Below are 26,265 nucleotides of genomic sequence, written 5' to 3' on the forward strand. Positions count from 1 at the left end.
AAATGGTAGTAGGAGATTTCCCAATCGAAACAGATACACTTGTAATAGGTTCAGGCCCTGGTGGATATGTTGCAGCAATTCGTGCAGCGCAAACAGGACAAAAAGTCGTAGTTGTGGAAAAAGAACATATCGGAGGAGTTTGCTTAAACGTAGGATGTATTCCTTCTAAAGCATTAATCTCTGTTGGTCACCGTTTTGAACAAGCAAAACATGCTGATGATATGGGAATTACAGCTACAGATGTAAAAATCGATTTTTCTAAATCACAAGCTTTTAAAGACAGTGTAGTAAAAAAACTGACTAGCGGTGTTTCTGGATTATTAAAAGGAAACAATGTCGAAGTAGTTATGGGCGAAGCTTATTTTGTTGATGCTAATACTGTACGTGTAATGGATGAAAAATCTGCGCAAACATATACATTTAAAAATGCAATTATTGCAACAGGATCTCGTCCTGTAGAAATTCCAACTTTTAAATACTCTAAACGTGTTTTAAACTCTACTAGTGCATTAAGTTTACCTGAAATTCCAGAAAACTTAGTTGTAATTGGTGGAGGATATATCGGTACAGAACTAGGTTCAGCATTTGCTAACTTGGGTTCAAAAGTTACGATTGTTGAAGGTGGCGATGATATTCTTGCTGGCTTCGAAAAACAAATGACAACAATTGTTAAAAAAGGCTTGAAGAAAAAAGGCGTGGAAATAGCTGTTAAAGCATCTGCAAAAGGTGTGGAAGAGTCAGATACTGGCGTAGTAGTAACTTATGAAGTTGGCGGAGAAGAGAAAAAAGTTGAAGCTGATTACGTTCTAGTTACTGTAGGTCGTCGTCCAAATACGGATGAAATGGGTCTGGAGGAAATTGGCATTAAATTCGCTGAACGTGGATTATTAGAGGTTGACAAACAATGTCGTACAAGCATTTCTAATATTTACGCTATTGGTGATATTGTTGCTGGTCCTCAGCTTGCACATAAAGCATCATACGAAGGAAAAGTAGCTGCAGAAGCAATCGCTGGGCAAACATCTGTTGTAGATTACCTAGCAATTCCTGCTGTTTGCTTTACAGATCCTGAAATGGCTACAGTGGGTCTTAATGAAGCACAAGCGAAAGAGCAAGGATATGACGTTGCTGCAGGGAAATTCCCATTTGGAGCAAATGGTCGTGCACTAGCTTTAAACGCTACAGATGGTTTCGTAAAACTAGTTTCACGTAAAGAAGATGGTTTATTACTTGGAGCTCAAATCGTAGGTCAAGGTGCTTCAGATATGATTGCTGAACTTGGTTTAGCAATTGAAGCGGGAATGACTGTTGAAGATATTGCAATGACTATTCATGCTCACCCAACTTTAGGTGAAATTGCGATGGAAGCTGCAGAAGTAGTTATGGGTCATCCAATTCATATTCTATCTAAATAACTTCTAACTTAAGTTTAACAATAGACTTGTTCGCTTTTGCGGCAGGTCTATTGTTTTTATTGTGGAAAGAAATTCTTCTGTTAAAGTTAATATGACTTTCTATATTTGAATAGTAATGAAGGGAATTGGGGAAATCCGTCGAATGAATAAAAAAGGGGTGATACATATGCTTGAAAACTCAAAAGGTATTGTAAGAAGAAAAGTAATAGTAAATATGAATGAAGTGCTTGAAAATCATAGAGATGATCATCTTCATATTTTGTATAAGTACCGTGGATTAGAAAATTACACTTCACAGTTATTGAATTATATTGAAGACGGTATCGCAGCAGGTGATTACGTGGTTCTTATAGAGAACTCTCGTCTTTACCCTGTTATTCAAAAAGAATTAAACGCACGTTTAACGAAAGAACAATTAGAGTTAATTCATTATGTAAATAGTATGGATTTCTATTGGTCAAGTGGAAGTTATCATCCTCCCTCAATCGCAGAGTATTTTAGTAAAACAATACAGTCTTATGTGGAAAATAAACTTTCTTTTCGCGCATGGGCACATGTCGAGTGGGCTAGCATGGAAGAGCCGCTACATCTTATAAAAGATCTTGAGGAAATAGTAGATGAAGCGGTAAATTCACTTTCCTTTCCCTTAATCTGTGCATATGAAGGAGAGAAAATGCCAGATTTTCTCAAAAATAGTTTGATGGAAACACATCCTTATGTTCTACTGGATGACGACTTCATAATCTCGGAACAATATCAGTCTTCGAAAACACTCTAAGGAAATCCTCTTTAGTGTGTTTTCTTTTTAACTACTATCAATCTAGTTTGCCTGTTAAAATATAGAGGAAGGGACTGGGTGATCATATTGAAACATACAACTTGGATGATATCAGCAGTAATGTTACTTGGACTTTCTGCATGTAGTGACGGTGATGAAAAGCCTAAAACAGTAAAAGAAAGTAATGAGACTACTACAGTATCTCAAGAACCTGTAGTAGAAGAAGTGGAAGAGGTTGTAGAAGAAGAAGTGGTGATCCAAGAAACTGAATCACTATACGAGCTAAATGAGGCAAATTGGACATTCAAACCAATTAAAGATGCCAATCCCAAAGCAGTTTTGCTTACAATCGATGATGCTCCTGAAAAATACGCAGTAGAAATGGCAAAAACGTTGAAAGAGTTAAATGCACCGGCTATATTTTTCGTAAATGGTCATTTTCTAGACACAGATGATGAAAAGAATAACTTAAAAGCAATTTACGATATGGGATTCTCTATTGGAAATCATACGCAAACACATGTAAATTTAAAAGAGAGCTCTGAGGAGCAGCAAAAAGAAGAAATTATAAAAGTAAATGAGACAGTAGAAGCTGTAATTGGCGAAAAACCGAAGTTCTTCCGAGCGCCTTTTGGGGTTAATACAGATTTTAGTAAGAGCCTTGTTAAGCAAGAGGGTATGCTTTTAATGAACTGGACATATGGATATGATTGGGAAAAACAATATCGGGATGCTGCTAGTTTGACGGATATTATGGTGAACACTGAATATTTGACAGACGGGGCTAATTTGTTAATGCATGATCGGGAATGGACTGCACAGGCATTACGAGGTATTGTTGAGGGTCTTCGTGCAAATGGATACGATTTAATTGATCCAAAAACAATTAAAGGAATGCAATAATCTAAAGACCTTTGGATAATCCAAAGGTCTTCCTTTATGAATAAGAAAGTAGCTATTCTCTATTATTCTAAAATCACTTACCTGTTCTAAGACTTCCAGGAGGGCGAAGTACAGACAAACGTCCTTTGGTTACTGGGGAAGCTTGTCCAAATCATATCGGGAACGCATTAAACAGGTTTTGTACTTAAAGGTCCTGCGTATTTTTGTCTGGTTATATTAATAGACAGTGTATCTAAATCGGCGTAGAATTATTCCCTATATATCTATCAGTTTCTTGGAGGTGGAAGCTTTAAAAGAAATTCTTTTAAAGCAAAAAAATGGTTAAAGTTATCCGAATTGTATTTCAAGTAGTTATTTTATATCTTTTCTCGTTTATCGGGTCATGGATCGTTCAAAGTCTCTCTCTTCAATTTCCAGGGAGTATTGTCGGGTTGTTATTACTCTTTGTTTGCTTATATTTCAGAATAATACCGGTAGAACTTATAAAAGATGGGGCTGGATTTTTATTGGCTTTTCTAGCGTTATTTTTTATACCAGCGACTGTTGGAATTATGGATTATCCAGAACTCTTATCATGGGCTGGTTTAGGAATGGTATTAGCTATTGTACTTAGTACTGTAATTACTATTATTTTCACAGGAAGGTTCTGTCAGTACCTTGAGCGGAAGCTATTAGAAAAGGAGCTGATTGAATGATTGCATCCATGATGATAGTAGGAACTATTGTGCTTTTTTATATTATGTCTATCGTCTATAAACGATTTACATACCCGTTATTGTTACCTATTCTTTCTACAACTGTACTAATTGTTCTTATTTTAATAATTAGTAAAACACCTTATGATTCCTATATGTCTGGTGGTAAGTGGATAAATGAATTATTAGGGCCAGCTGTTGTTAGTATGGCCTATCCATTATATATTCATAAAGAGAAAATCTATAAATACAAGTTCCCGATTATCTTAAGTGTATTAAGTGCTCTTTTTTCAGGGATAATCAGTATTATGATATTATCTAAGTTATTGTCATTTGAAGAACATATTCTATTATCATTATTACCGAAATCCATCACTTCACCTGTTGCTATTCCGATAAGTGAAACAATAGGCGGTATACCAACTTTAACAGCTGTCTTCGTTATTCTTGCAGGTTTAGTGGGGGCTATTCTGGGACCCACTATTTTTAAAGTTTGTCGTATTGATAAGGCGATAAGTCGAGGGATTTCCATGGGAAGTGCTTCTCATGGTATTGGTGTATCTAAACTAGGAGAATACGGTGAGGAAACGTTAACAATGGGCTCTGTTTCAATGACTTTGAGTGCTATATTCGGGTCTTTCATTTTCCCGTTAATTGCTCTATTAATCTAGTTCTAAATTTAAGACTTCATTACAGTATGTGCATAATATAACGTATAAAAAAAGGAACTCATCGCCACGAGTTCCTTTTTTGTCAATATATAGCTTGATGTTCTTTAATGACATGAATCATTTCAAGTGTATCGTCCTCAGGACCTTGTACAGGCAATCCTGCTTCCATATTCATCGCTATATAATCGATATTACCCTGTGTAATTATTTCCCCGGGAATAAAGATTGGAATACCAGGCGGATATACCATTACAAACTCTGCAGAAATACGTCCACTTGCCTCTTTCAGAGGTACAGACTCTGTAGCCGCATAGAAAGCATCTCTTGGAGACATGGCAAGCCCAGGTATTTCAGGCAAAGTAACAAAAGGTTCTAATACCACTGCATCGGATTCATGTGCTGCAACCATTCTCGAAAGAGCATTAACAAGTAAATTAACCTCTTTCTTTGTATCTCCGAGTGTAATAAGGCATAAAATATTATACAGGTCAGAAAGCTCTACTTCTATATTTGCTTTTTCTCTCAGCCAAATTTCCGCATCATAGCCTGTCATGCCTAAGTCTTTCACACTTATTAAAAGTTTAGTAGGATCAAAGTCAAATGTTGCAGACGTTTTTAAAATTTCATCTCCAACACAACGGATATGTGGAATAGCGTTAATACGTTTACGTGTATCTTTTGCAAGGCGAATGGCATCACCTATTAAGTCTTCCCCATGAATGGCTAACTGACGTCTAGCAGTGTCTAAAGATGCTAGTAATGGATAAGAAGTAGAAGTTGTCGTTAGCATAGACAAGATAGATTGTACACGCTTAGTAGAAACTAACCCTTTTCTTACATTCAATATAGAACTTTGCGTCATGGAGCCGCCTAATTTATGCACAGAGGTTGCAGCCATGTCCGCACCAGCTTGCATTGCAGAAATAGGAAGAGAATCGTGAAAATGTATATGAACTCCGTGTGCTTCGTCTACCACAACTGGAATTCCCTTTTCGTGAGATAGCTCTACAATTCTTTTAAGATCTGCTGCCAATCCAAAATAGGTAGGATTAATAACTAGTAGTCCTTTTGCATCTGGATGTGCCTCTAATGCTTTTTCCACTGACTCTACGGAAATACCATGAGAGATACCTAATTCTTTATCTACTTCAGGATGGATAAAAACAGGGATCGCACCTGCAAAAACAATAGCGGACATAATCGATTTATGTACATTTCGCGGAATAAGGATTTTATCTCCAGGTCCACAAATAGTAAGTATCATGGTCATAATAGCACCACTTGTCCCTTGAACGGAGAAAAAAGTTTCATCCGCACCAAATGCTTCTGCCGCTAAATGTTGTGCTTGTTTAATGACACCTTTAGGAGAATGTAAATCATCTAATGGTGCAATATTGATCAAATCTATTGAAAGTACATTATCTCCAACGAACTCTCGAAATGCAGGGTCCATCCCTTTTCCTTTTTTATGCCCAGGAATATGAAACTGGATTGGATGACGATTACGATGCTTAAGTAATGCATCGAATAATGGAGTTTCTAATTGTGACAACGCGCCAACCACCTTAAGATAAATTTTTTTAAAACAAAAGAAATTATAGCATCTCATGTTCATTAATACTATTAAAATAATTGTCATTTGTATCATCAGAACAATTTTATTACACTATTCATATAAGGGGGGATTAGGAATGACTTTTCAAACAAAGGTTACTGATTTATTAGGTACTAACTTTCCGATTATTCAAGGGGGACTGGCATATTTAGCATACTCGGAGTTATGTGCGGCTGTATCAAATGCGGGAGGCTTAGGACAGGTAACTGCTATGAGTTTGAAGACGCCAGATGAGCTACGTAAAGAAATACATAAAGTAAGAATGTTAACGGAGAAACCTTTTGGTGTGAATTTCGCAATTGGACAGACTGGGAGACCTTATGAACATATGCTCCAAGTTGCTATTGATGAAGAAGTTCCAGTGATATCAATGACTGGTGGAAATCCAGCTCCTATTTTAGAAAAACTAGCAAATACATCTATTAAAAAATTAGTGTTAGTTGCAGCTAAGCGACAGGCTCAAAAGGCAGAACAACTTGGGGCGGACGCAGTAATGGTTGTTGGACAGGAGGGAGGGGGGCATTTAGGTAGAGATGATGTCGGATCTATCGTGCTAATTCCTCAAGTGGTTGACGCTGTATCCATTCCAGTAATCGCTTCTGGTGGTATTGCAGATGGTCGAGGATGGATGGCTGCTCACGCACTTGGAGCAGAAGGGATTGAAATGGGGACAAGGTTCATCGCCACAAAAGAATGTATACATGCCTCCATGGCTTATCAAAATACATTAATAAAGAGCGGAGAAATGGATACAGTAGTTATCAAAAGGTCTATTGGTGCTCCGGCAAGAGCTTTAAAAAATAGTTGGACTGATGAAATTTTAAGTATTGAAAAAGAGAATCCAACATATGATGCTCTTAAGGACTACATTAGCGGTAAGGCTAATAAGCAATTTATATATGAAGGCGATGAACGAAATGGATTTGGATGGGCTGGGCAGTCAGTCGGGTTAATCGAAGATATACCCTCCGTACAGGAGCTATTCACTCGAATGGAAATGCAAGCAATGAACATACGAAATAAGTGGAAATAATAGGAGGCAATATTATATGGAATACACATATCCTTTCTCTTTGGATTGGTCCACAGAAGAAATAGTAGATGTAGTGCAATTTTTTGAAGCGATAGAAAAAGCATATGAAAATGGGATCAAACGAGAGGAACTATTAAAGAGATATCGTAGGTTTAAAGAAATAGTACCTTCTATTGCAGAAGAGAAAACATATTTTCGTGAATTTGAAAAAGAAAGTGGATATATAAGTTTTCCTATTATTAAAAAGATGAAAGAACAATCGGAGAATATTATCATTAAAGGATAAAAACACCTCCTATACTCAAATGTATAGGAGGAAAGTTTTTTACTTCATTTGGACCATCGTTTTATAAATTGGTAGTAAATGATCAAAAGTTTCTTCTGCAAATTTCAAAAATTCTTCCTCTGTAAATTGAACTGCTTCGTCTTTACTAATATGGCGGCCTACTAAAAATTCTGCTTTTTTTACATCTTTTAACCGTACCAACAGTTGTTCAAGACCTTCTTTCTTTTCTTTTTTTAACAAGGAGGCATCTGGCTTCATATGATCACCAGAAATGATAAAGTCCGAAGGCAAGTTGTTAAACAAACTTTTTTTCTTTAATAATCGTTCAGCAATGTTCACTTTATCGGGTGCTTCATAAATAACCGCCAAGATAATAAAAGCATGACTTCCCCATAACCCTATTTGGAAGTGAGGGAGTGCCTTGTAGCCTCTTTTATAAGGTGCAAATGCTACCCAACTATCTTTTGGAGGATTCACTGACCGTCTAGCATGCTTTGCTACATGAGCGTAATACTCTTGTCCGAGTAATGTAGAAAAATAATGACTATAATGATTTCCTAACTCTTCGAACTTAGGTCTAACTTTTTCGATCAATCCAGCCATTCTGTTTTCAAGTCCATCTATTTGAAAGACATCAAAATCTTCCTTTGTCCAAAATGTTTTGCTCATATGTAAACTCCTTTCAACTTCTATGTTTATTTTATAGGAAAATTGGGTAAAAATCTTGTAAGTAGTATTTTTCAGTAGACATTATTTATATAACCGCATACTTTATTATAAAGAATCTTCTGAATATTACGATACAAAAAAAGAAGGGGTGGTAGTGATGAGACAGGTAGTGCATATTATTCGTAAAGAAGACTTGGAAAAAGAAAAAATACAAACATTAAAAATGGAGTTAGACTATGAACTTGCAACGTTATTTGATGCAATGACGACTAACAATGAAAAAGAGATAAATGGATCTAAAACCCGCCTAGCTGAGATTCACCAGCTTTTGGAGGAACTCAATGCTCTCGATTAATGTTCCAATTATAGGAGTACCTTAAAAAAACACCTGCTAATGATAAGACAGCCGGTGTTTTTTTCTTTATACTAATAACATAAGCGTTAAAAAGGGGTGGGACAATTGGATTTACACAAGCTAGATACATACGCGAAGTCTTTAATAAAGGAAGCGGCATATAACATTAAAACTTCCTTATCTTCTGAACTCATTATTGAATCGAAATCCGAAGCCAATGACTTGGTTACTAATATCGATAAAGAAACAGAGCAATTTTTTATTAGGCATATAAAAGCAGATTTTGCTGAACATCGAATATTTGGTGAAGAAGGATTCGGTGATGACATAAAAGATTTAAACGGCTATGTATGGTTACTTGATCCGATAGACGGTACAACAAACTTCATACACCAAAAACAAAATTTTGCTATCTCATTAGGAATATTTAAAGATGGAGTAGGAATTCTTGGGTATATATATAATGTGATGGAGGATTCATTACTTAGTGGGTCCTTAAATGGTGGTGCCTATCTGGATGATTTGCGGTTGCCGAAGTTAAGTTCTGCTTCAGTGGAGGAGGCAGTCGTGGGAGTAAATGCAAGATGGGTAGTGCCAAATAGATATGTACATTATGAAGGGATGGTGAAATTACTTCAAACTGTTAGAGGTACTCGGTCACTTGGTTCCGCAGCAATCGAAATATCATATGTAGTAACAGGAAGGCTAGATGCCTATATGTCCATGCGATTATCGCCTTGGGATATAGCCGGTGGATTGGTTATTGCAAAAGAGGTCGGAGCAATTGCTACGAATTTAGCATTTGAACATCTAGATTTACTAGATGCTGATAGCTTTATCGTTTCTAAACCAGGATTACATGAAGAATTATTAAAGGATTATATTCAACTAAAATAAAATCCAGCAGTATGAATCCTGCTGGATGGTAACTCGTATTTAAAGTAAACCTTCATCACGCATTTTTTTCTTTGTTTTGAAACCAAATCCCATAATAACAAATAATAAGATAAGAAATATAAAAACAAGTGGAATATTTCGCAATGCAATGGCGATTCCTATAAGTGCCATTGATAAAATTGCACCTAGAGAATATAGAACAAAAATCCATTTAATACTACTCAAATTGATTACCTCCAAAATAAATGATAAAAAATAATGTTACTTTAGTTTCACTTGTGATATAATAACACAGTTATGGACTCGAAAAAAGAATATGGAGTGGAAATATGACAAATATACGTCAAGATTTAAGAAACATTGCAATTATAGCACACGTTGACCATGGAAAAACGACATTAGTCGACCAATTATTGAAACAATCAGGAACTTTTCGTTCAAATGAACATGTTGATGAAAGAGCCATGGACTCGAATGATATAGAACGTGAACGCGGAATTACCATTTTAGCAAAAAACACAGCAGTCGATTACAATGGCACACGTATTAATATTCTTGATACGCCTGGACATGCTGACTTCGGTGGCGAAGTAGAACGTATTTTGAAAATGGTAGATGGTGTTTTACTAGTAGTAGATGCATATGAAGGTTGTATGCCTCAAACCCGTTTCGTATTGAAAAAAGCGTTAGAACAAAAATTAACGCCAATCGTAGTAGTAAACAAAGTAGATAAAGATTCAGCTCGTCCATTAGAAGTAGTAGATGAAGTTCTAGAATTATTTATTGAATTAGGTGCGGATGAAGATCAATTAGAATTCCCAGTTATTTACGCTTCAGGTGTAAACGGAACTTCTTCTTTAGATGAAGATCCTGCTAAACAAGAAGAAAACATGAAATCACTTTTCGAAATGATTATCTCTGCTATTCCAGCACCAATTGACAACTCCGATGAGCCATTACAATTCCAAGTAGCCTTACTTGATTATAATGACTATGTTGGCCGTATTGGTATTGGTCGTGTATTCCGCGGAACAATTGAAGTAGGTCAACAAATTTCATTGATGAAACTTGATGGTACTGTTAAAAATTACCGTGTAACTAAATTATTTGGTTTCTTCGGTTTAAAACGCGATGAAATCCAATCAGCTAAAGCTGGGGATCTAATTGCTGTTTCTGGTATGGAAGACATCAACGTAGGGGAAACAGTTTGTCCTACAACTCATCAAGAAGCATTAGTTCCATTACGTATTGATGAGCCTACATTACAAATGACTTTCTTAACAAACAACTCACCTTTCGTAGGTCGTGAAGGTAAATGGATTACTTCAAGTAAAATTGAAGAGCGTCTTCGTTCTCAATTAGAAACTGATGTATCTTTACGTGTTGAAGATACTGATTCTCCAGATGCTTGGACTGTTTCAGGTCGCGGAGAGCTTCATTTGTCGATCTTAATCGAAAATATGCGTCGTGAAGGCTTTGAATTACAAGTTTCAAAACCACAAGTAATCATCCGTGAAATTGACGGGAAAAAATGTGAACCAATCGAACGCGTTCAAATTGATGTACCAGAAGATAGTGTAGGTTCAATTATTGAATCTATGGGTACTCGTAAAGGCGAAATGATTGATATGGTCAACAATGGTAGTGGACAAGTTCGTTTAATCTTTATGGTTCCTGCTCGTGGGCTAATTGGTTATTCAACTGAATTCATGTCAATTACTAAAGGTTACGGTATCATCAATCATACATTCGATAGCTACCAACCAGTAGTTTCTGGTCGTGTTGGCGGACGTCATCAAGGTGTACTTGTTTCTATGGAAACTGGTAAATCAACAACTTACGGTATGATGGGTATTGAAGACCGTGGTACTTTATTCGTTGAACCAGGTACTGATATATATGAAGGTATGATAGTAGGAGAAAATACTCGTGATGCTGATATCACTGTAAATATTACAAAAGCAAAACAAAAAACAAATATCCGTTCTGCAAACAAAGACCAAACGAACGTAATTAAAAGACCTCGTATTTTAACGCTTGAAGAAGCAATTGAGTTCTTAGGGGACGATGAGTATTTAGAAATAACTCCTCAGTCAATCCGTTTACGTAAAAAAGTTCTTGAGAAGAGCGAGCGCGAACGTGTAACGAAAAAAATGAAAAATGCAGAACTTTAATAGCAACTGAAAGGGTGAATAACCTTGGAGGAAAAGCAATTCGTATTTGGTAGAATGTCTAGTATATCAAGATATATTTATGAGGTTATGCCAACTTACGATATAGCTGGTTATGTACTATTTCTTTTAATCTTCTTTCTGTCTGTGCTTGTGTACAAGCTTGGATTTGCAAAGAAATTGCGTTTTAGCCAAAATATCGTCATTTATGCATTTTTGTTATTAGGTTGTCTAATGTTGACGTTCCTTGCGTTTTTCCTTCCCGTAGTGGAGGGATTAATCGTGGCGGCATTAATCCTAATAATTTATAAAATACGTTTACGACTTGAAAAAAGACAAAGCCCGACTACTTAAATGTAGTCGAGCTTTTTCTTTTGAGGATAAACATTGATAAAGGAAATTCACTGTGAATACAGGTTTTCTGATGCATGTAAGAATGAAAAATACTGCTGATTTCCGTTTCAGGTGGACGCTTTCCGCGGGCGTTGCCTCAGCCTCCTCGCTTCGCGGTGGGGTCTTCGCCTAACGCTTTTCCCGCTGGAGACGCTACCTAGCACTCCAATCAATATAATGAGTAGTAGTCAACTGTAAGATTAAGCATAGCTTATCGTTTAGATGATAATAGTAGTCAAAGTTAATATAGTGATATTACCTAAAAGTTAGGGATACTATTCTGTATTGAAGGATAAAGAAGGAAGATTTCCTTTCTCACTAGTGAAAATGCAGTGAAATAGTAGATGTTTACTAATTAAAGAAGCGGAGCCTGCGAACGAAATTGCATCTTCGTGAGCTTGCTCTATCAATTGGAAAGTAACTTATCTCTAGTTATCCAAAAACGTACTTAACTGTTTCTAAGAGCTGTAGGAGTGGGACGGATAGATAAACTCCATAAGATTACCGAAAAAAGGGATGCTGGTTGGTTGTGACGAACAGTCACAACCAACCAGCATCCCTAAAAAATTCTCTCGATAATCATATAGAAAACGTATATCCAAAGCCCTTCGAAAACGATAGAAACTGGTATTGACCTAAAGCTAATTTACGATGTTTAATGTTTAAAATTCATTTTCAATCAGTCGTGAACTCTTATAAAAAATGAACTTTCCGCTTGCTAGACGGCGGTTTGTTCTTTCTTCAATGCGATCATGGCACTCAGGGCACATGTACGTGTGAATTGGGCGGTTTCTGAGTTTTTTCGCAAGTGGTAAATCATCTGGAAGCTCATCTATTCGATCGCAAATCGCGCATTGTACTTTCATCTAAACATCTCCTATTCTACACGGAATGCTGTGACAAATTTGATTGGAGCATTAATATTTGTTCCATCTTTTTTTAATATATGAACAGGACCATCCTCACGTAGTGGTTTACCTTTATGACTAAATTTCAATAATAGCTTATCTAAGTCTTCTAAAGAGAATATATATTCTTCCTCAGTAGTTTCAATCACAACTTTTGTAGCATTTGGCAAAGGTTCAGAATTTAGGATAAATGGCTTCATATCAATTCCGAAAGTACTTGTCAGTGCTTTTGTCCGTTCATATTTTTTCTCTGTTTGAAGAGTTGGTGGGTTTGTAGAGCCCTCGATAATCTCTCGTGACCAATGAGCAGATGTAACTTTTGTATACTCTTCTAGTTCATCTTTATATTCATACTTCCCAGAAAAAAACTCATCCAGATCGATTTTACGATCATCAAAAATCCAAACAGTAGGGTCTAATGTAATATTAAATTTAACTGCACCTTTAACTGGTATAATAAGTTCCAACAGAATTGCCTCCTCTAAACTATCTAATCTTCATAAGTATACCTTTAAATTAAAAAGTTCTAAAGAATATTTAACTATTTAGCTAACTTCAATAAGAGAATGCTTGCAATTTTCCTCTTCAAAAGATACACTTTAGGGAGCTAAATAATTAGAAATAATAAAAATGGGGGCGTCCTCATGGATACTAATATACAAATTTCGTATCAAGAAAAAGCTTTAGAGCTTTTGAAAAAAGATGCAGAAAAAATCGCGCAGCTTATAAAAGTGCAGATGGATAATTTAATGATGCCTCAATGCCCTCTATACGAAGAGGTTTTAGACACGCAAATGTTTGGATTATCTCGTGAAATAGATTTTGCGGTAAAACTTGGACTTTTAGAAAAGAGTGAAGGAAAAGAGATTGTTGCCTCACTTGAAAAAGAAATGTCTGTTTTACATGAGATCCATACAGAAAAATAATAAAACTCAAACAAACTATCTGTTTGAGTTTTTTTTCTATCCAAAGAAATAGAGGTATGATTATATGACTACATATTTAAAACGTTACGCTAAAAACTTTGACTACCCATTATTTTTTGTATACTTAGCTTTGTGCCTTTTCGGTTTGGTAATGATTTATAGCGCCAGTATGGGGTGGGCCGTACTCAATTATGGGTGGGAGCCAGATTACTTCTTTAATAAGCAAAAAACTAACTTATTACTTTGTATTCCGGTTTTATTTATAACAGCTTTTTTTCCATATAAACATTATAAAAACAAAACAGTAATGAAACTCATGCTTCTTGTGATGTTTACACTTTTATTTTCCGTCCACTTTATCGGTGTGGGTGGAGAGAGTGGTTCGCAAAGTTGGATAGATATAGGTTTTAATGTACAACCATCCGAAATTGCTAAACTAGTAATAATTTTATATTTCGCAGGTATATTTGCAAAAAAATCAGAAAATGGTACATTAAATAAATTAAACGAATCTGTTGGACCACCATTAATCGTGTTATTTTTTGTTTTCGTTTCAATCATGATGGAGACGGATGTTGGAAATACAATGATTATTAGTTTCGTTGCTATTTCAGTAATTGCAGCAAGTGGAATTAAATTTAAATCATTTTCCAAAATAATCGGATTAATTGGTATAGTTATAGTAGCGGGATTGTTTGCCATCTATATGCTAAAAGATGCGTTGTTGACAGAACGTCGTAGAGGGAGGTTAGAAGCGTTTTTCAATCCTTTTGATTACGAGCAAGGATTTGGATATCAAATTGTAAATGGTTATATTGCTATTGGATCAGGTGGTTTAACTGGTTTAGGCTTAGGGAATTCCAATCAGAAATATGGATATTTACCAGAACCACATACTGATTTTATCATGGCTATCATAGCAGAAGAACTTGGACTAATCGGAGTATTAATTGTTTTATGTGGATTGTTTTTTATTGTTTTTAAAGCTATTAGTATTGCTTTATCTACAAAAGATCCACAAGCTCGCATGATCGCTGCGGGTATTGGTAGTATTATAGGGTTTCAAACCTTTATAAATTTAGGTGGAATGCTTGGAATTATTCCGCTAACTGGGGTACCACTTCCGTTTATAAGTTACGGGGGTACTTCCGTAATTATTTTATCGGCAGCACTTGGGATATTGATGAACGTATCTATGTTCGTGAAGCATGAAAAAAATAGACAATAAGGGGCGAATTGAATGAATAAGATTAAAAAGATTGTAGTTGCAAACAGGGGAGAAATTGCAATCCGTATTTTTCGAGCATGTACGGAGTTAAACCTTCGAACAGTCGCTATATATTCAAGAGAAGATACCGGCTCGTTCCATCGATTTAAATCCGATGAGTCTTATCTTGTTGGTGAAGGTAAGAAGCCTATTGATGCATACTTAGATATTGAAGATATTATTCGAATTGCTAAAGAAAGTAAGGCTGATGCCATTCATCCGGGGTATGGTTTCCTTTCTGAAAATGTGGATTTTGCGAAGAGATGTGAAGAAGAAGGAATTATTTTCATCGGTCCAACATCCAAGCATTTAGATATGTTTGGTGATAAAGTAAAAGCCCGTGAACAAGCAACATTAGCGGGTATACCTGTTATACCGGGTAGCGATGGTCCTTTAGATACTGTAGAAGAGGTTAAGGCATTTGGGGAAGCCCATGGCTATCCATTAATGATTAAAGCTTCTTTAGGTGGCGGTGGACGCGGGATGCGCGTTGTTCAAACGGAAGATGAGCTTGAAAGTGCATTTGAACGTGCTAAATCAGAAGCGAAAGCGGCTTTTGGTTCAGATGAAGTATATGTAGAACGCTGTATTTTCGAACCTAAACATATTGAAGTTCAAATTCTAGGGGATACTCAAGGTAATTTAATCCATTTATATGAACGTGATTGTTCTATTCAAAGAAGACATCAAAAGGTCGTAGAAATAGCACCTTCAAATTCCTTGAATTCAGAATTGCGTGATAAAATATGTGATGCAGCTGTCCAATTAATGAATAATGTATCTTACATAAATGCAGGAACAGTAGAGTTTTTAGTGACAGATAATGAATTCTTTTTTATCGAAGTAAACCCACGCATTCAAGTGGAACATACAATTACAGAAATGATTACTGGGGTGGATATTGTCCATGCACAGATTAAAATCGCAGATGGTATTGCTCTTAATAGTGAAGAGATGGGGATTCCAAAGCAAGAAGATATCCCATTATTCGGATTCGCTATTCAGTCAAGAGTAACAACGGAGGACCCTTTAAATAACTTCATGCCTGATACAGGAAAGTTAATGGTATATCGTTCGGGTGGAGGGTTTGGTGTACGCTTAGACGCAGGAAATGGTTTCCAAGGGGCTATCATCACCCCGTACTACGATTCTCTGTTAGTTAAAGTTAGTACTTGGGGTATGTCCTTCAAGGAAGCTGCTGCTAAAATGGACAGAAATTTACAGGAGTTCCGAATCCGGGGGATTAAAACGAATATCCCATTTTTAGAAAATGTCGTAAAACATCCGAGCTTCATTTCTGGACAATTTAATACGAGTTTCATTGATTCTACACCTGAGTTGTTTTTATTCCCTAATCGCAAAGACCGTGGTACTAAATTGTTAAATTATATAGGGAACGTTACTGTTAATGGTTTCCCAGGTATCGAGAAAAAGTCCAAGCCTATCTTTGGAGAGGCTAGAACACCTAGTTTTGATCTGAGCACTGCTCCACCTAAAGGCACAAAACAAATTTTAGATGAACAAGGTGCCGATGGAGTGATTAAATGGGTGAAGGAGCAACAGGGCGTTCTATTAACGGATACAACTTTCCGAGATGCACATCAATCATTATTAGCAACACGCGTTCGCTCTCATGACATGTTCGGTATTGCGAAAGAATCAGCGCAAGGAATGCATAATTTGTTTTCATATGAAATGTGGGGAGGAGCAACTTTTGACGTTGCTTACCGCTTCTTAAAAGAAAATCCATGGGATCGTTTGATAAAAATGAGAGAAATGATTCCAAATGTCTTATTCCAAATGTTATTCCGTGGAGCCAATGCAGTAGGATACAAAAACTACCCAGATAACGTTATAAAGGAATTTATACAAAAATCTGCAGAAGCGGGCATTGACGTGTTCCGAATCTTTGACAGCTTAAACTGGATAAAAGGGATGGAAGTTGCGATAGATGCAACTAGACAATCAGGGAAGATAGCAGAAGCTGCGTTATGTTACACAGGAGACATTTTAGATGACTCTAGAGACAAATATACGGTGCAGTATTATAAAGACATGGCAAAAGAATTAGAAAGCGCTGGAGCGCATATTCTAGCGATTAAAGATATGGCTGGATTATTAAAACCTGAAGCAGCTTATCGGTTAGTAAGCGAGTTAAAGAGCACGGTTGACATTCCTATACATCTTCATACACATGATACAAGCGGTAACGGAGTATTTACTTATGCAAAAGCAATTGAAGCTGGTGTAGATATAGTCGACACGGCATTAGGGGCTATGGCAGGTCTAACCTCTCAACCGAGTGCAAGTAGCCTAAGTTATGCGTTAAAAGGATCGAACAGTGAAGTTATAGGAAATATCGATGCTTTTGAGAAAATTTCTTATTACTGGGAAGATGTCCGCAAGTATTATCAAGACTTTGAAAGCGGTATGATGAGTCCCCATACGGAAGTTTATGTTCATGAGATGCCAGGTGGCCAATATAGTAATCTTCAACAACAAGCGAAAGCAGTAGGGCTTGGCGATCGCTGGGAAGAAGTAAAAGAGATGTATTCTCGCGTAAACATGTTATTTGGTGATGTGGTAAAAGTTACTCCTTCTTCTAAGGTAGTAGGGGATATGGCTCTATTCATGGTACAAAATAACTTAGACGAAGTTTCTGTCATTACGAGAGGTAAAACCATCGATTTCCCAGATTCCGTTATAGAGTTTTTTGAAGGATATATTGGGCAACCTTATGGGGGATTCCCAAAAGAGTTACAGAAAGTAATTTTAAAAGATCGTGAACCAATTACAGTGCGTCCGGGTGAATTGTTGGAGCCGGTTGATTTCGAAGCGATTAAAGAAATGCTATTCCATAAATTAGATCGCCCTGTTACTAGCCAAGAAGTTCTTGCTTATACGCTATATCCAAAGGTTTTTGAAGAATATAGTGTAACAGATAAAAACTTTGGGGATGTTTCCGTACTAGATACGCCGACGTTTTTATACGGATTGAGATTAGGAGAAGAAATTGAAGTAGAAATCGAAGTTGGAAAAACGTTAATCATCAAGTTGGTGTCTATAAGTGAGCCGACTCATGATGGTAACCGTATTATTTACTTCGAACTAAATGGTCAACCACGAGAAATTTCTATTCAAGATATGAATGTAGAAGTGAGTCATTTATCAAAACCTAAGGCGGATTTAACGAATGATGGTCATATTGGAGCAACTATGCCGGGTACTGTTCTGAAGGTTGCCATTTCTACAGGAAGCAAAGTAAAAAGAGGTCAACATCTTCTTATTACAGAAGCGATGAAAATGGAAACTACAGTGCAAGCACCATTTAATGGAGTTGTAAAAGAGATTCATGTTGTTGCTGGAGAAGCAATTGCAACAGGTGATTTATTGATTGTCATGGATAAAGAATAATTAAAAGGCTGTTAGACATTTCTGTCTAACAGCCTTTATTCTTTTTAGTTATTCAATTTACTTCTGGATAACAATAGAATCATATAACAGAGTAAACCGAATAGTAAGGAGATAAATAAAGAATGTAGTAAAGCTAAGTAAAGATTAAGTTTAGTTAATACAACTAACATACCGGTAACTACTTGGCACGAAACTAATATTAAAGAGATGGTCCATCCCCAGTAAATTGCGCGTTGCTGTTTATAATTTCGCATTACATGAATCGCAATAATGAGTATCCATATAAATATTAATCCTGCAGCAGCTCGATGTCCCATTTGGACCCACTCGTATAAATTAGTAGGAAGAGCAAACTGGTCATTATTGCATAAGGGCCAATCGTTACATATGAGACTAGATTCTGTATGTCGTACTAATGCGCCGGTGTAAATAACAATATAAGAATAAAGTGTTACACCAATTGTATGGAATTTTAATGTTTTGCCGATTCTAATCTTATCTGTATCAAACTTGCGATCAATCTCAAAAATTAATAAGGTCAGTAATAACACCGAAGCAAAAGAGATTAGAGAGATTCCAAAATGAAGAGCCAGTATAAAGTCACCTTGTCCCCATTTTACCTGGGCAGCACCAATTAATGCTTGCGCTACTAAGAAAAAAACTGCCATTGCTGATAAAAATTTTGTTTCTCGGACATGTCCAAGTGCTTTCCATGCCCAAACTGCAAGTGCTACGATTAATATACCAACAGCACCTGTAACTAGACGATGAGAGAATTCAATTAATACTTCAGCTGTTATAACATCAGGTATAAGTTGTCCATTACAGCCAGGCCAGTGTCTACCGCAACCCATACCACTATCGGTCTTAGTAACTAATGCTCCTCCTAATAGAATGAGCAGCATACCTACTGTAGAAGCAACAGCTAACCATTTTAAAATTTTATGAATGTGCATTACGCCACCTACTTTGTGTATCTTGCTCGTCTTGAAAAGACGGTATCTGCTTTTTGATGATATCGAATCGCGATGGAAAATACAATGTATAACTTTCAAACTAATATACCTAGTTATAGTTATTCACAAAATGTTCATAAATTCGTACTCTAACTTTCACAAATAAAATCTAGAAATGATTTACTATTGATATGTTCTGAGTATAAAAAAACTATCTAAACTATATTTATGCGAAAATTATCATTAACTGTAGAAATTAAGAAAGATTTTCGTTATAGTAAAAGGTAGCGGAATATGCTTACAACTTTGAAAGGAGGGGCAGCATGTCAAATGGTCATTCTATTACCGCGACTAATGAGAGGGAATCTGAACAAATCAATAATACTTTTTATCAAGATTTTCTATCGCTCATTAAAATAGGTATAGTTAACTCTAACTTATTTACAACATTTACTGGTATGTGGCTAGCATTTCAATTTACGGATCGAAACTTTCTTAGAGAGTTAGACATATTATTTTATACGCTAATTGGATCAGGCATGATTATCGCAGGTTCTGCAGCTATGAATAATTTTATCGATCGTGATATAGATCCTGTCATGAAGAGCAAAAAAGGTAGACCTACAGTTACTGGACGTTTTAGTCCAACATCAGTGTTAATAACTTCATTTTCACTAATGATTGTAGGTGAAATATTGTTGTTTATGGCCTCTACTTCAGCTGGAGTTTGGGGACTAGCAGGAATCGTCAGTTACGTTGTGTTATACTCGATGTGGTCTAAACGAAAACATGTGAGTAATACTATAGTTGGCAGTATATCTGGTGCAATACCGCCGGTGATTGGATGGGCAGCTGTTGAACCTAGCTTAGGTTTTGGAGCATTAGCTTTATTTTTAATTATGTTTGCATGGCAACCTCCACACTTTTATGCGCTTGCGATGAAGCGCACGGAAGAATATCGTGCTGCTAATATTCCCATGCTGCCTGTAGTAAAAGGTTTCAAACGTACAAAAGTGTCAATTCTTTTATGGATTCTATTATTATTCCCATTACCATTTTTATTGATGGATTTAGGTGTACTATTTGTTGTGTTGGCAACAGCACTTAACTTGGGGTGGTTATACTTCTCTATAAAAGGTTTCCGTGTGAAAGATGATATCAAGTGGGCGACAGGGATGTTTATATATTCCTTAAACTATATGACGATATTATTCGTAGCTATAATTATTTTTTCTATCTTTATCTAATTGCTGGAATTCTTTCTTTAGTCAACAAGAATTCATATAAACAGAACCACAGTCCAAAGAAACATGAAAACAACTATGAAAGAGGGGTTTGATTTAGCTATGATGAGAGGGCTTAAAAAATGGCGACTTTTTTCACTGTTAGCAGCTCTAACGATTTTCTTATCGGGTTGTGGCGAAGAATACTTATCAACGCTTACACCTGCAGGACAAGTCGGAAGAGATCAATTTAATTTGTTATTACTATCATCTGCTATTATGGCTTTAGTTATTATTGTAGTAGTAATTATTTATGTTGTTGCACTAGTGAAATTCCGTCGTAAAAAAGTTGGGGAAGATGTTATTCCTAAACAAGTAGAAGGAAGTCATACGCTTGAAATAGTATGGACAGTTATTCCAATATTACTGTTAATCGTTTTGGCTATTCCAACTGTTTACTATACGTATAAACATGCTGATGTAGCTGCAATGGATCAAGTAGACGAAGAAGGTAACAAAACAAATGTAACAGTAAATGTTACTGCTAAACTTTATTGGTGGGAATTTGAGTATCCAGACCTTGGAATAGTTACATCTCAAGAGTTAGTAGTACCAACTGATCAAAAAGTATTTTTCAATTTAAAAGCTGCTGATGTGAAGCACTCCTTCTGGATTCCTACAGCAGGTGGTAAAATGGATACAAACGTAGAAAACGTTAACCAGTTCTATTTAGAATTTGATGACGCATCTGCAAGTTTAGAACAAGGTGTGTTCTATGGTAAATGTGCGGAACTTTGTGGACCGTCACATGCTCTAATGGATTTCAAAGTTAAAACATTGGAATCAGACGATTTCAATGCTTGGGTTGAATCTATGAAAACTACACAAAATGTTGCAACAGATGATCTTGCAACAGAAGGTGAAGAAATCTTTAATACTAGCTGTATAGCTTGTCATGCTACTTCAGGAGCAGGCACTACAGGTGGAGTGGGACCAAACTTAGCTACTTTTGGTGACCGTAATCGTGTTGCTGGATTTATGGCTCATGATGAAGAAAACTTAAAAAAATGGATTAATAATCCGCAAGAGTACAAACCGGGTAACTTAATGCCTCAGCCAGAAGCTATTAACGATGGCGAAAAGTTTAGTGAAGCTCAATTAGATGCTCTTGCAGCATACCTAATGGGACTATCTGTAGAAAAATAAGTTCCACAGATAAATTATGAGGGAGGTTAAAGTTGTGAGTTCTATCGCAAAGAAAAAAGGCTTTGGCGCAACTTTATGGGACTATTTAACAACAGTAGACCATAAAAAAATTGCAGTCATGTACCTTGCTGCCGGCGGTTTGTTCTTCGTAATCGGTGGTATTGAGGCAATGCTTATTCGTATTCAATTAGCACAACCAGATAATGATTTTGTTAGTGCTGGACTGTTCAATGAAATTATTACAATGCACGGAACAACGATGATTTTCCTAGCGGCCATGCCGATATTATTTGGATTTATGAACGCCGTTATGCCACTTCAAATTGGTGCACGTGACGTAGCGTTTCCATTTCTAAATTCACTTGGATTTTGGTTATTCTTGTTCGGTGGTATTTTCCTTAACCTATCTTGGTTTATGGGAGGAGCACCTGATGCGGGATGGACTTCTTACGCATCATTATCGCTAGCGTCTCCTGGTCATGGTATTGACTTTTATGCACTTGGACTTCAAATAGCCGGTGCTGGTACTTATATAGGAGGTATTAACTTCCTTGTAACGATCATTAATATGCGTGCACCAGGTATGACATACATGCGTATGCCATTGTTTACTTGGACTACATTTGTAGCTAGTGCATTGATATTATTCGCATTCCCACCACTTACTATTGGTTTATTTTTCTTAATCTTAGACCGCATGTTCGGTGGTAACTTCTTTGATCATACAATGGGTGGTAATACGATTATTTGGGAGCATTTATTCTGGATTTTCGGGCATCCTGAAGTATACATCTTAATATTACCTGCGTTTGGTATATTCTCAGAAATATTTGCTTTATTCTCACGTAAACGTTTATTCGGTTACTCTTCTATGGTTTTTGCAACTGTATTAATCGGTTTCTTAGGCTTCATGGTTTGGGCTCACCATATGTTTACGGTTGGTTTAGGACCAACAGCCAATGCTATTTTCGCAGTTGCTACTATGGCAATCGCTGTTCCTACTGGTATGAAAATATTTAACTGGTTGCTTACGATTTGGGGAGGAAGTATTAAAGTTACAACTCCAATGCTTTATGCGTTAGGATTCATTCCTTCATTCGTAGCAGGTGGGGTAACTGGTATTATGCAAGCAGCAGCTCCGCTTGATTATCAATTACATGATTCATACTTTATCGTTGCTCATTTCCACTATGTAATCGTAGGTGGGGTAGTGTTAGCAATTTTAGCAGCAGTACACTTATATTGGCCTTTAATGTTCAACCAAATGTTAAGTGAAAAACTAGGTAAATGGACGTTCTGGTTCTTCTTTATTGGATTCCATTTAACTTTCTTCATACAGCATTTCTTAGGACTAATGGGTATGCCACGTCGCGTATTTACGTTCGGAGCAGATCAAGGTTGGGATTTATTCAACTTAATCAGTTCAATTGGAGCTGCATTCATGGCAGTGGGAGTTATTATTCTAGTAGTGAACATTATCATAACAGTTGTTAAGAATGTACCTGCTGGCAATGATCCATGGGAAGACGGCCGTACTTTAGAGTGGGCTATTCCTCAACCAGTTCCGTTTTATAACTTTAAACAAACTCCACTTGTTCGTGGATTAGATACATTCTGGATTGAAAAACAAGAAGGTAATAAAGAAGGTATGACATATGCAGAACCACTTTCTGATATCCATATGCCTAACAATTCAATCATTCCAATTGTTATGACTTTCGGTTTGTTTATCGCTGCATTTGGAGCATTATATAACGGTGAAAAAGATTGGGCTATTCCTGTTATAGTATTAGGTTTAGCAATTACACTTGGTTCTATGGCTGTTCGTTCTATAAAAGATGATCATGGATTCCATATTCACAAAGAAGATTTAATGAATGATAAAGGGGGTAAATAATAATGGACTTTAATAAAAAGTACACCCCACAAACTTGGCCAGATCATCCTGAGCAAGTTACTTTAGAAGGTAAGAATAAGTTTTTAGGTTTTTGGTTATTCCTTGGTGGAGAAACTGTACTATTTGCAAGTTTGTTTGCTACGTATTTAGCGCTTAAAAACAAAGGCCCAAGTGGGATGGAATTCTCTACTAACACACTATTCGAATTACCATTAGTATTTATTATGACGATGATTCTATTAACTTCATCGCTAACTAGTGTGTATGCAATGTATCATATGAAAAACCATAATTTTAGAGGTATGCAAACTTGGTTGGCTATCACAGTTCTGTTGGGATTAGCATTCTTAGGTTTAGAAATTTATGAGTTTAATCACTATGTACATTTAGGTTTTCATTATGGACAAAGTGCTTTCTCATCTGCATTCTTTACGCTTGTAGGTACTCATGGATTGCACGTTGTAATTGGACTAGGATGGATTATTCTATTAATGGTACGTAATGCAAAACGTGGATTTAGTTTGTATAATGCACCAAAATACTATACTGCTTCCCTATACTGGCATTTCATTGATGTAGTTTGGGTGTTCATCTTTACAGTAGTATACTTGATGGGAGTTGTTGGTTAATATGTCACACGACGCTCAAGTTTATGTGAGATCTCAAACAGAATTTGATTATATTAAGCAAAAACGCAAAAAGGATATGCGTAACCAAGTTACTACTTTTGGGATTATGATATTCTTAACTTTAATTTCTTTTACAGCAGTAGCTGCTGGATTTTCTGTCTATCTAATCGTTCCAGTGATTTTATTACTTGCTGCAATTCAAGTAGTGTTACAGCTTTACTACTTCATGCATATGAGTGAAAAAAATCATCAGGTAGTTGCGTTTTTCTTATACAGTGCTGTTTTGTTAGCTTTCACTTTTATCTTAACTTTCCTTACTATTATTTGGTGGGGTTAAACAACTTAAAGCCGAGACAAAGTTAAAAACTTTGTCTCGGCTTTTTTTGAGTAAAATGATATTTGAAAATAGGGAAATGTCATAGTTCGTTCATTGAAGTTATTGGGTTTGACCTATATAATAGAGGAAGTTACCTAAAAAGGAGCGATGATACTTATGCCTATAAGTATATTTGGATTCCAAGCATTGTGGAGCCCTATAATGATTGGTGTTATAGTATTTTTAACTATTTTATATTTTTTAATAACGGTCAAATGGCGAAATGACTTTAAAGTATCAGAGCCACTAAAAAAGAAAGAGGCTGCTTATTTTCTAATAGGTATAGTTCTTTTATATATTGTGAAAGGTTCACCTGTAGATTTAATGGCACATATAATGTTCTCTTTCCATATGGTTCAGATGGCATTATTGTTATTGTTAGTTCCGCCATTACTGATGAAAGGTATTCCTTGGTGGGTTTGGAAAGTAGTAATAGAATTGCCAGTAGTTCGTAAGGTTTTTCCGATATTAACAAAGCCATTACTAGCGCTTATAGTATTTTCTGGTTTGTTTTCGATTTATCACATTCCTTTATTATTTGATACTATCAAACTGGATGAAGGACTACATGGCACATATACGTTTATCCTATTCATCTCAGCAGTTTTCATGTGGTGGTCTATTATAGATATTGAGGAAGTTACTCAACGACTACACGGTTTAAAGAAGATTGGCTTCATAATAGGCAGTGCAGTTTTAATAACTCCTGCATGTGCGTTAATTATATTTACTGGGACACCTTTATATGATACGTATACGAATCCAGATGTTTGGTTGAAAGCAATGGAGCTATGTGTACCTGCAAGTACATTAGCAGGACTATCATTGAGTGGACCTGAATTATTTTCTAATATGTCACCTATCGATGATCAACAACTGGGTGGAATACTGATGAAAATCGTACAGGAAATAATTTATGCTGCATTTTTAATGTCTATTTTCTTCAAGTGGTATAAAAATGAACAAGATAATGCAGATGAAATCACACAAAAAGCTCTGGATGATTTAAAAGTCCAAGCTGACCTTTAAACTTAATAAAGTTATTCGAGGAGAATGATTAATGAATTTACCGGTTCTACCAACTATAAGTACATTTTTTATCGTGTTAAGTGCGGTGTTAGTTGCAATAGGTTGGGCACTTATTAAACAAAGAAAAATTAATGCCCACAAAAAAACGATGACTGCTGCTGCAATTTCGGCTTTACTTTTCTTCATCATCTATGCATCGCGAACTATTTTCATCGGAAATACAGCTTTTGGTGGTCCTGATGACATTAAAATTTACTACACTATCTTTTTGATATTCCATATTACATTAGCAACGACTGGTGCAGTTTTTGGCCTAGTTACTTTATACTTAGGTTATAAAAATAACATTAAAAAGCATCGTAAGATTGGGCCAATCACCAGTGTTATTTGGTTCTTTGTTGCAATAACAGGGGTTGCTGTGTATTTATTGCTATACGTATTCTATCATGGTGGAGAAACTACCTCAGTTATTAAAGCAATAATAGGCGGATAGATAAAGAACAAAACAAAAGGCAACGTTCTTATGGATTTATTCCATAAGAACGTTGCCTTT

General features: G+C 36.2%; 27 protein-coding genes. 21 read left to right on the forward strand and 6 right to left on the reverse strand.

Going from position 1 to position 26,265, the window contains the following annotated elements; all coding sequences use genetic code 11:
• Positions 1-2 precede the first annotated feature (2 nt).
• From lpdA to MHI40_RS05415, 5 genes are all read left to right on the forward strand, one after another.
• Positions 3-1,415 carry a dihydrolipoyl dehydrogenase gene (gene lpdA, locus MHI40_RS05395; RefSeq protein ID WP_093535426.1) on the forward strand — a complete coding sequence of 471 codons (1,413 nt, stop codon included), beginning with the start codon at positions 3-5 and terminating at the stop codon, positions 1,413-1,415.
• Positions 1,416-1,557: 142 nt separating this feature from the next.
• The gene (locus MHI40_RS05400; RefSeq protein WP_340761836.1) at positions 1,558-2,193 is read left to right on the forward strand and encodes an MEDS domain-containing protein; all 636 of its coding nucleotides are present in this window, start codon (positions 1,558-1,560) and stop codon (positions 2,191-2,193) included.
• Between the two features lie 87 nt (positions 2,194-2,280).
• Positions 2,281-3,096: a polysaccharide deacetylase family protein gene (locus MHI40_RS05405; RefSeq protein ID WP_340764394.1), complete on the forward strand. Its 816-nt coding sequence runs from the start codon at positions 2,281-2,283 to the stop codon at positions 3,094-3,096.
• Positions 3,097-3,413: 317 nt separating this feature from the next.
• Complete coding sequence (locus MHI40_RS05410; RefSeq protein WP_340761837.1) at positions 3,414-3,791, forward strand: CidA/LrgA family protein; 378 nt, start codon at positions 3,414-3,416, stop codon at positions 3,789-3,791.
• Positions 3,788-4,462, forward strand: a complete 675-nt coding sequence (locus tag MHI40_RS05415; protein WP_340761838.1) for an LrgB family protein — start codon at positions 3,788-3,790, stop codon at positions 4,460-4,462. The genes MHI40_RS05410 and MHI40_RS05415 overlap by 4 nt, the downstream gene beginning before the upstream one ends.
• An 82-nt stretch (positions 4,463-4,544) precedes the next feature.
• Here MHI40_RS05415 and MHI40_RS05420 read toward each other — a convergent pair whose 3' ends face one another.
• The gene (locus MHI40_RS05420; protein WP_093535418.1) at positions 4,545-6,014 is read right to left on the reverse strand and encodes an aminotransferase class I/II-fold pyridoxal phosphate-dependent enzyme; all 1,470 of its coding nucleotides are present in this window, start codon (positions 6,012-6,014) and stop codon (positions 4,545-4,547) included.
• Between the two features lie 139 nt (positions 6,015-6,153).
• Here MHI40_RS05420 and MHI40_RS05425 point away from each other — a divergent pair, with 139 nt between their 5' ends.
• Together MHI40_RS05425 and MHI40_RS05430 are read left to right on the forward strand one after the other, a co-directional pair.
• Positions 6,154-7,110, forward strand: coding sequence for an NAD(P)H-dependent flavin oxidoreductase (locus MHI40_RS05425; protein ID WP_340761839.1), 957 nt, complete (start codon positions 6,154-6,156; stop codon positions 7,108-7,110).
• A gap of 16 nt (positions 7,111-7,126) precedes the next feature.
• Complete coding sequence (locus tag MHI40_RS05430) at positions 7,127-7,396, forward strand: UPF0223 family protein (RefSeq protein WP_093535414.1); 270 nt, start codon at positions 7,127-7,129, stop codon at positions 7,394-7,396.
• 39 nt (positions 7,397-7,435) lie between these two features.
• On the opposite strand, the gene MHI40_RS05435 is transcribed toward MHI40_RS05430, so the two are convergent.
• On the reverse strand, positions 7,436-8,065 hold the full coding sequence (locus tag MHI40_RS05435) for a YktB family protein (RefSeq protein WP_340761840.1): 630 nt from the start codon (positions 8,063-8,065) through the stop codon (positions 7,436-7,438).
• A gap of 157 nt (positions 8,066-8,222) precedes the next feature.
• Between MHI40_RS05435 and MHI40_RS05440 the strand changes: the two genes are divergently transcribed.
• Positions 8,223-8,420, forward strand: coding sequence for a hypothetical protein (locus tag MHI40_RS05440; RefSeq protein ID WP_093535410.1), 198 nt, complete (start codon positions 8,223-8,225; stop codon positions 8,418-8,420).
• 105 nt (positions 8,421-8,525) lie between these two features.
• The gene (locus MHI40_RS05445; protein WP_093535408.1) at positions 8,526-9,317 is read left to right on the forward strand and encodes an inositol monophosphatase family protein; all 792 of its coding nucleotides are present in this window, start codon (positions 8,526-8,528) and stop codon (positions 9,315-9,317) included.
• Positions 9,318-9,356: 39 nt separating this feature from the next.
• Here MHI40_RS05445 and MHI40_RS05450 read toward each other — a convergent pair whose 3' ends face one another.
• A complete protein-coding gene (locus tag MHI40_RS05450; protein ID WP_340761841.1) occupies positions 9,357-9,542 on the reverse strand; it encodes a YlaF family protein in 186 nt (61 codons plus the stop codon).
• Between the two features lie 104 nt (positions 9,543-9,646).
• On the opposite strand from MHI40_RS05450, the gene typA reads away from it, so the two are divergent.
• Positions 9,647-11,491, forward strand: a complete 1,845-nt coding sequence (gene typA / locus MHI40_RS05455) for a translational GTPase TypA (protein ID WP_093535404.1) — start codon at positions 9,647-9,649, stop codon at positions 11,489-11,491.
• Positions 11,492-11,515: 24 nt separating this feature from the next.
• The gene (locus tag MHI40_RS05460; protein ID WP_245762629.1) at positions 11,516-11,842 is read left to right on the forward strand and encodes a YlaH-like family protein; all 327 of its coding nucleotides are present in this window, start codon (positions 11,516-11,518) and stop codon (positions 11,840-11,842) included.
• 701 nt (positions 11,843-12,543) lie between these two features.
• On the opposite strand, the gene MHI40_RS05465 is transcribed toward MHI40_RS05460, so the two are convergent.
• The gene (locus MHI40_RS05465) at positions 12,544-12,747 is read right to left on the reverse strand and encodes a YlaI family protein (RefSeq protein WP_093535402.1); all 204 of its coding nucleotides are present in this window, start codon (positions 12,745-12,747) and stop codon (positions 12,544-12,546) included.
• A gap of 11 nt (positions 12,748-12,758) precedes the next feature.
• The gene (locus tag MHI40_RS05470; protein ID WP_340761842.1) at positions 12,759-13,256 is read right to left on the reverse strand and encodes a peptidyl-prolyl cis-trans isomerase; all 498 of its coding nucleotides are present in this window, start codon (positions 13,254-13,256) and stop codon (positions 12,759-12,761) included.
• A 177-nt stretch (positions 13,257-13,433) separates the two neighbouring features.
• Here MHI40_RS05470 and MHI40_RS05475 point away from each other — a divergent pair, with 177 nt between their 5' ends.
• The 3 genes from MHI40_RS05475 to pyc all read left to right on the forward strand — a co-directional run bounded on the left by MHI40_RS05475 (position 13,434) and on the right by pyc (position 18,396).
• The gene (locus tag MHI40_RS05475; protein WP_093535398.1) at positions 13,434-13,715 is read left to right on the forward strand and encodes a YlaN family protein; all 282 of its coding nucleotides are present in this window, start codon (positions 13,434-13,436) and stop codon (positions 13,713-13,715) included.
• A 64-nt stretch (positions 13,716-13,779) separates the two neighbouring features.
• Positions 13,780-14,943, forward strand: coding sequence for an FtsW/RodA/SpoVE family cell cycle protein (locus tag MHI40_RS05480; RefSeq protein WP_340761843.1), 1,164 nt, complete (start codon positions 13,780-13,782; stop codon positions 14,941-14,943).
• Positions 14,944-14,955: 12 nt separating this feature from the next.
• Positions 14,956-18,396, forward strand: coding sequence for a pyruvate carboxylase (gene pyc / locus MHI40_RS05485; RefSeq protein ID WP_340761845.1), 3,441 nt, complete (start codon positions 14,956-14,958; stop codon positions 18,394-18,396).
• 44 nt (positions 18,397-18,440) lie between these two features.
• Here pyc and MHI40_RS05490 read toward each other — a convergent pair whose 3' ends face one another.
• Positions 18,441-19,352 (reverse strand): COX15/CtaA family protein, encoded by a 912-nt coding sequence (locus MHI40_RS05490; protein ID WP_340761846.1) that lies wholly within the window; start codon positions 19,350-19,352, stop codon positions 18,441-18,443.
• Between the two features lie 323 nt (positions 19,353-19,675).
• Here MHI40_RS05490 and cyoE point away from each other — a divergent pair, with 323 nt between their 5' ends.
• The 7 genes from cyoE (at position 19,676) to MHI40_RS05525 (ending at position 26,205) form a co-directional block, all read left to right on the forward strand.
• Positions 19,676-20,599, forward strand: a complete 924-nt coding sequence (cyoE, locus tag MHI40_RS05495) for a heme o synthase (protein WP_340761847.1) — start codon at positions 19,676-19,678, stop codon at positions 20,597-20,599.
• Between the two features lie 99 nt (positions 20,600-20,698).
• The gene (gene coxB / locus MHI40_RS05500) at positions 20,699-21,781 is read left to right on the forward strand and encodes a cytochrome c oxidase subunit II (RefSeq protein ID WP_093535388.1); all 1,083 of its coding nucleotides are present in this window, start codon (positions 20,699-20,701) and stop codon (positions 21,779-21,781) included.
• A 34-nt stretch (positions 21,782-21,815) separates the two neighbouring features.
• The gene (locus MHI40_RS05505) at positions 21,816-23,678 is read left to right on the forward strand and encodes a cytochrome c oxidase subunit I (protein ID WP_093535386.1); all 1,863 of its coding nucleotides are present in this window, start codon (positions 21,816-21,818) and stop codon (positions 23,676-23,678) included.
• A gap of 2 nt (positions 23,679-23,680) precedes the next feature.
• The gene (locus tag MHI40_RS05510) at positions 23,681-24,307 is read left to right on the forward strand and encodes a cytochrome (ubi)quinol oxidase subunit III (protein ID WP_340761848.1); all 627 of its coding nucleotides are present in this window, start codon (positions 23,681-23,683) and stop codon (positions 24,305-24,307) included.
• A gap of 1 nt (position 24,308) precedes the next feature.
• Complete coding sequence (gene ctaF / locus MHI40_RS05515; protein WP_093535382.1) at positions 24,309-24,644, forward strand: cytochrome c oxidase subunit IVB; 336 nt, start codon at positions 24,309-24,311, stop codon at positions 24,642-24,644.
• Between the two features lie 156 nt (positions 24,645-24,800).
• Positions 24,801-25,712, forward strand: a complete 912-nt coding sequence (gene ctaG / locus MHI40_RS05520) for a cytochrome c oxidase assembly factor CtaG (RefSeq protein WP_340761849.1) — start codon at positions 24,801-24,803, stop codon at positions 25,710-25,712.
• 31 nt (positions 25,713-25,743) lie between these two features.
• Positions 25,744-26,205, forward strand: a complete 462-nt coding sequence (locus MHI40_RS05525; RefSeq protein WP_340761850.1) for a DUF420 domain-containing protein — start codon at positions 25,744-25,746, stop codon at positions 26,203-26,205.
• The last annotated feature ends 60 nt before the right edge of the window (positions 26,206-26,265 follow it).

It is taken from the genome of Psychrobacillus sp. FSL H8-0510 (genome assembly GCF_038008345.1).
Classification (GTDB): domain Bacteria; phylum Bacillota; class Bacilli; order Bacillales_A; family Planococcaceae; genus Psychrobacillus; species Psychrobacillus psychrotolerans.

What these genes read in the sequence shown, in the direction of transcription:
- lpdA (WP_093535426.1), top strand. Translation starts at nt 3, where the DNA reads ATGGTAGTAGGAGATTTCCCAATCGAAACAGATACACTTGTAATAGGT.
- MHI40_RS05400 (WP_340761836.1), top strand. Translation starts at nt 1,558, where the DNA reads ATGAATAAAAAAGGGGTGATACATATGCTTGAAAACTCAAAAGGTATT.
- MHI40_RS05410 (WP_340761837.1), top strand. Translation starts at nt 3,414, where the DNA reads ATGGTTAAAGTTATCCGAATTGTATTTCAAGTAGTTATTTTATATCTT.
- MHI40_RS05415 (WP_340761838.1), top strand. Translation starts at nt 3,788, where the DNA reads ATGATTGCATCCATGATGATAGTAGGAACTATTGTGCTTTTTTATATT.
- MHI40_RS05425 (WP_340761839.1), top strand. Translation starts at nt 6,154, where the DNA reads ATGACTTTTCAAACAAAGGTTACTGATTTATTAGGTACTAACTTTCCG.
- MHI40_RS05430 (WP_093535414.1), top strand. Translation starts at nt 7,127, where the DNA reads ATGGAATACACATATCCTTTCTCTTTGGATTGGTCCACAGAAGAAATA.
- MHI40_RS05435 (WP_340761840.1), bottom strand. Translation starts at nt 8,065, where the DNA reads ATGAGCAAAACATTTTGGACAAAGGAAGATTTTGATGTCTTTCAAATA.
- MHI40_RS05440 (WP_093535410.1), top strand. Translation starts at nt 8,223, where the DNA reads ATGAGACAGGTAGTGCATATTATTCGTAAAGAAGACTTGGAAAAAGAA.
- typA (WP_093535404.1), top strand. Translation starts at nt 9,647, where the DNA reads ATGACAAATATACGTCAAGATTTAAGAAACATTGCAATTATAGCACAC.
- MHI40_RS05465 (WP_093535402.1), bottom strand. Translation starts at nt 12,747, where the DNA reads ATGAAAGTACAATGCGCGATTTGCGATCGAATAGATGAGCTTCCAGAT.
- MHI40_RS05475 (WP_093535398.1), top strand. Translation starts at nt 13,434, where the DNA reads ATGGATACTAATATACAAATTTCGTATCAAGAAAAAGCTTTAGAGCTT.
- MHI40_RS05480 (WP_340761843.1), top strand. Translation starts at nt 13,780, where the DNA reads ATGACTACATATTTAAAACGTTACGCTAAAAACTTTGACTACCCATTA.
- pyc (WP_340761845.1), top strand. Translation starts at nt 14,956, where the DNA reads ATGAATAAGATTAAAAAGATTGTAGTTGCAAACAGGGGAGAAATTGCA.
- MHI40_RS05490 (WP_340761846.1), bottom strand. Translation starts at nt 19,352, where the DNA reads ATGCACATTCATAAAATTTTAAAATGGTTAGCTGTTGCTTCTACAGTA.
- cyoE (WP_340761847.1), top strand. Translation starts at nt 19,676, where the DNA reads ATGTCAAATGGTCATTCTATTACCGCGACTAATGAGAGGGAATCTGAA.
- coxB (WP_093535388.1), top strand. Translation starts at nt 20,699, where the DNA reads ATGATGAGAGGGCTTAAAAAATGGCGACTTTTTTCACTGTTAGCAGCT.
- MHI40_RS05510 (WP_340761848.1), top strand. Translation starts at nt 23,681, where the DNA reads ATGGACTTTAATAAAAAGTACACCCCACAAACTTGGCCAGATCATCCT.
- ctaF (WP_093535382.1), top strand. Translation starts at nt 24,309, where the DNA reads ATGTCACACGACGCTCAAGTTTATGTGAGATCTCAAACAGAATTTGAT.
- ctaG (WP_340761849.1), top strand. Translation starts at nt 24,801, where the DNA reads ATGCCTATAAGTATATTTGGATTCCAAGCATTGTGGAGCCCTATAATG.
- MHI40_RS05525 (WP_340761850.1), top strand. Translation starts at nt 25,744, where the DNA reads ATGAATTTACCGGTTCTACCAACTATAAGTACATTTTTTATCGTGTTA.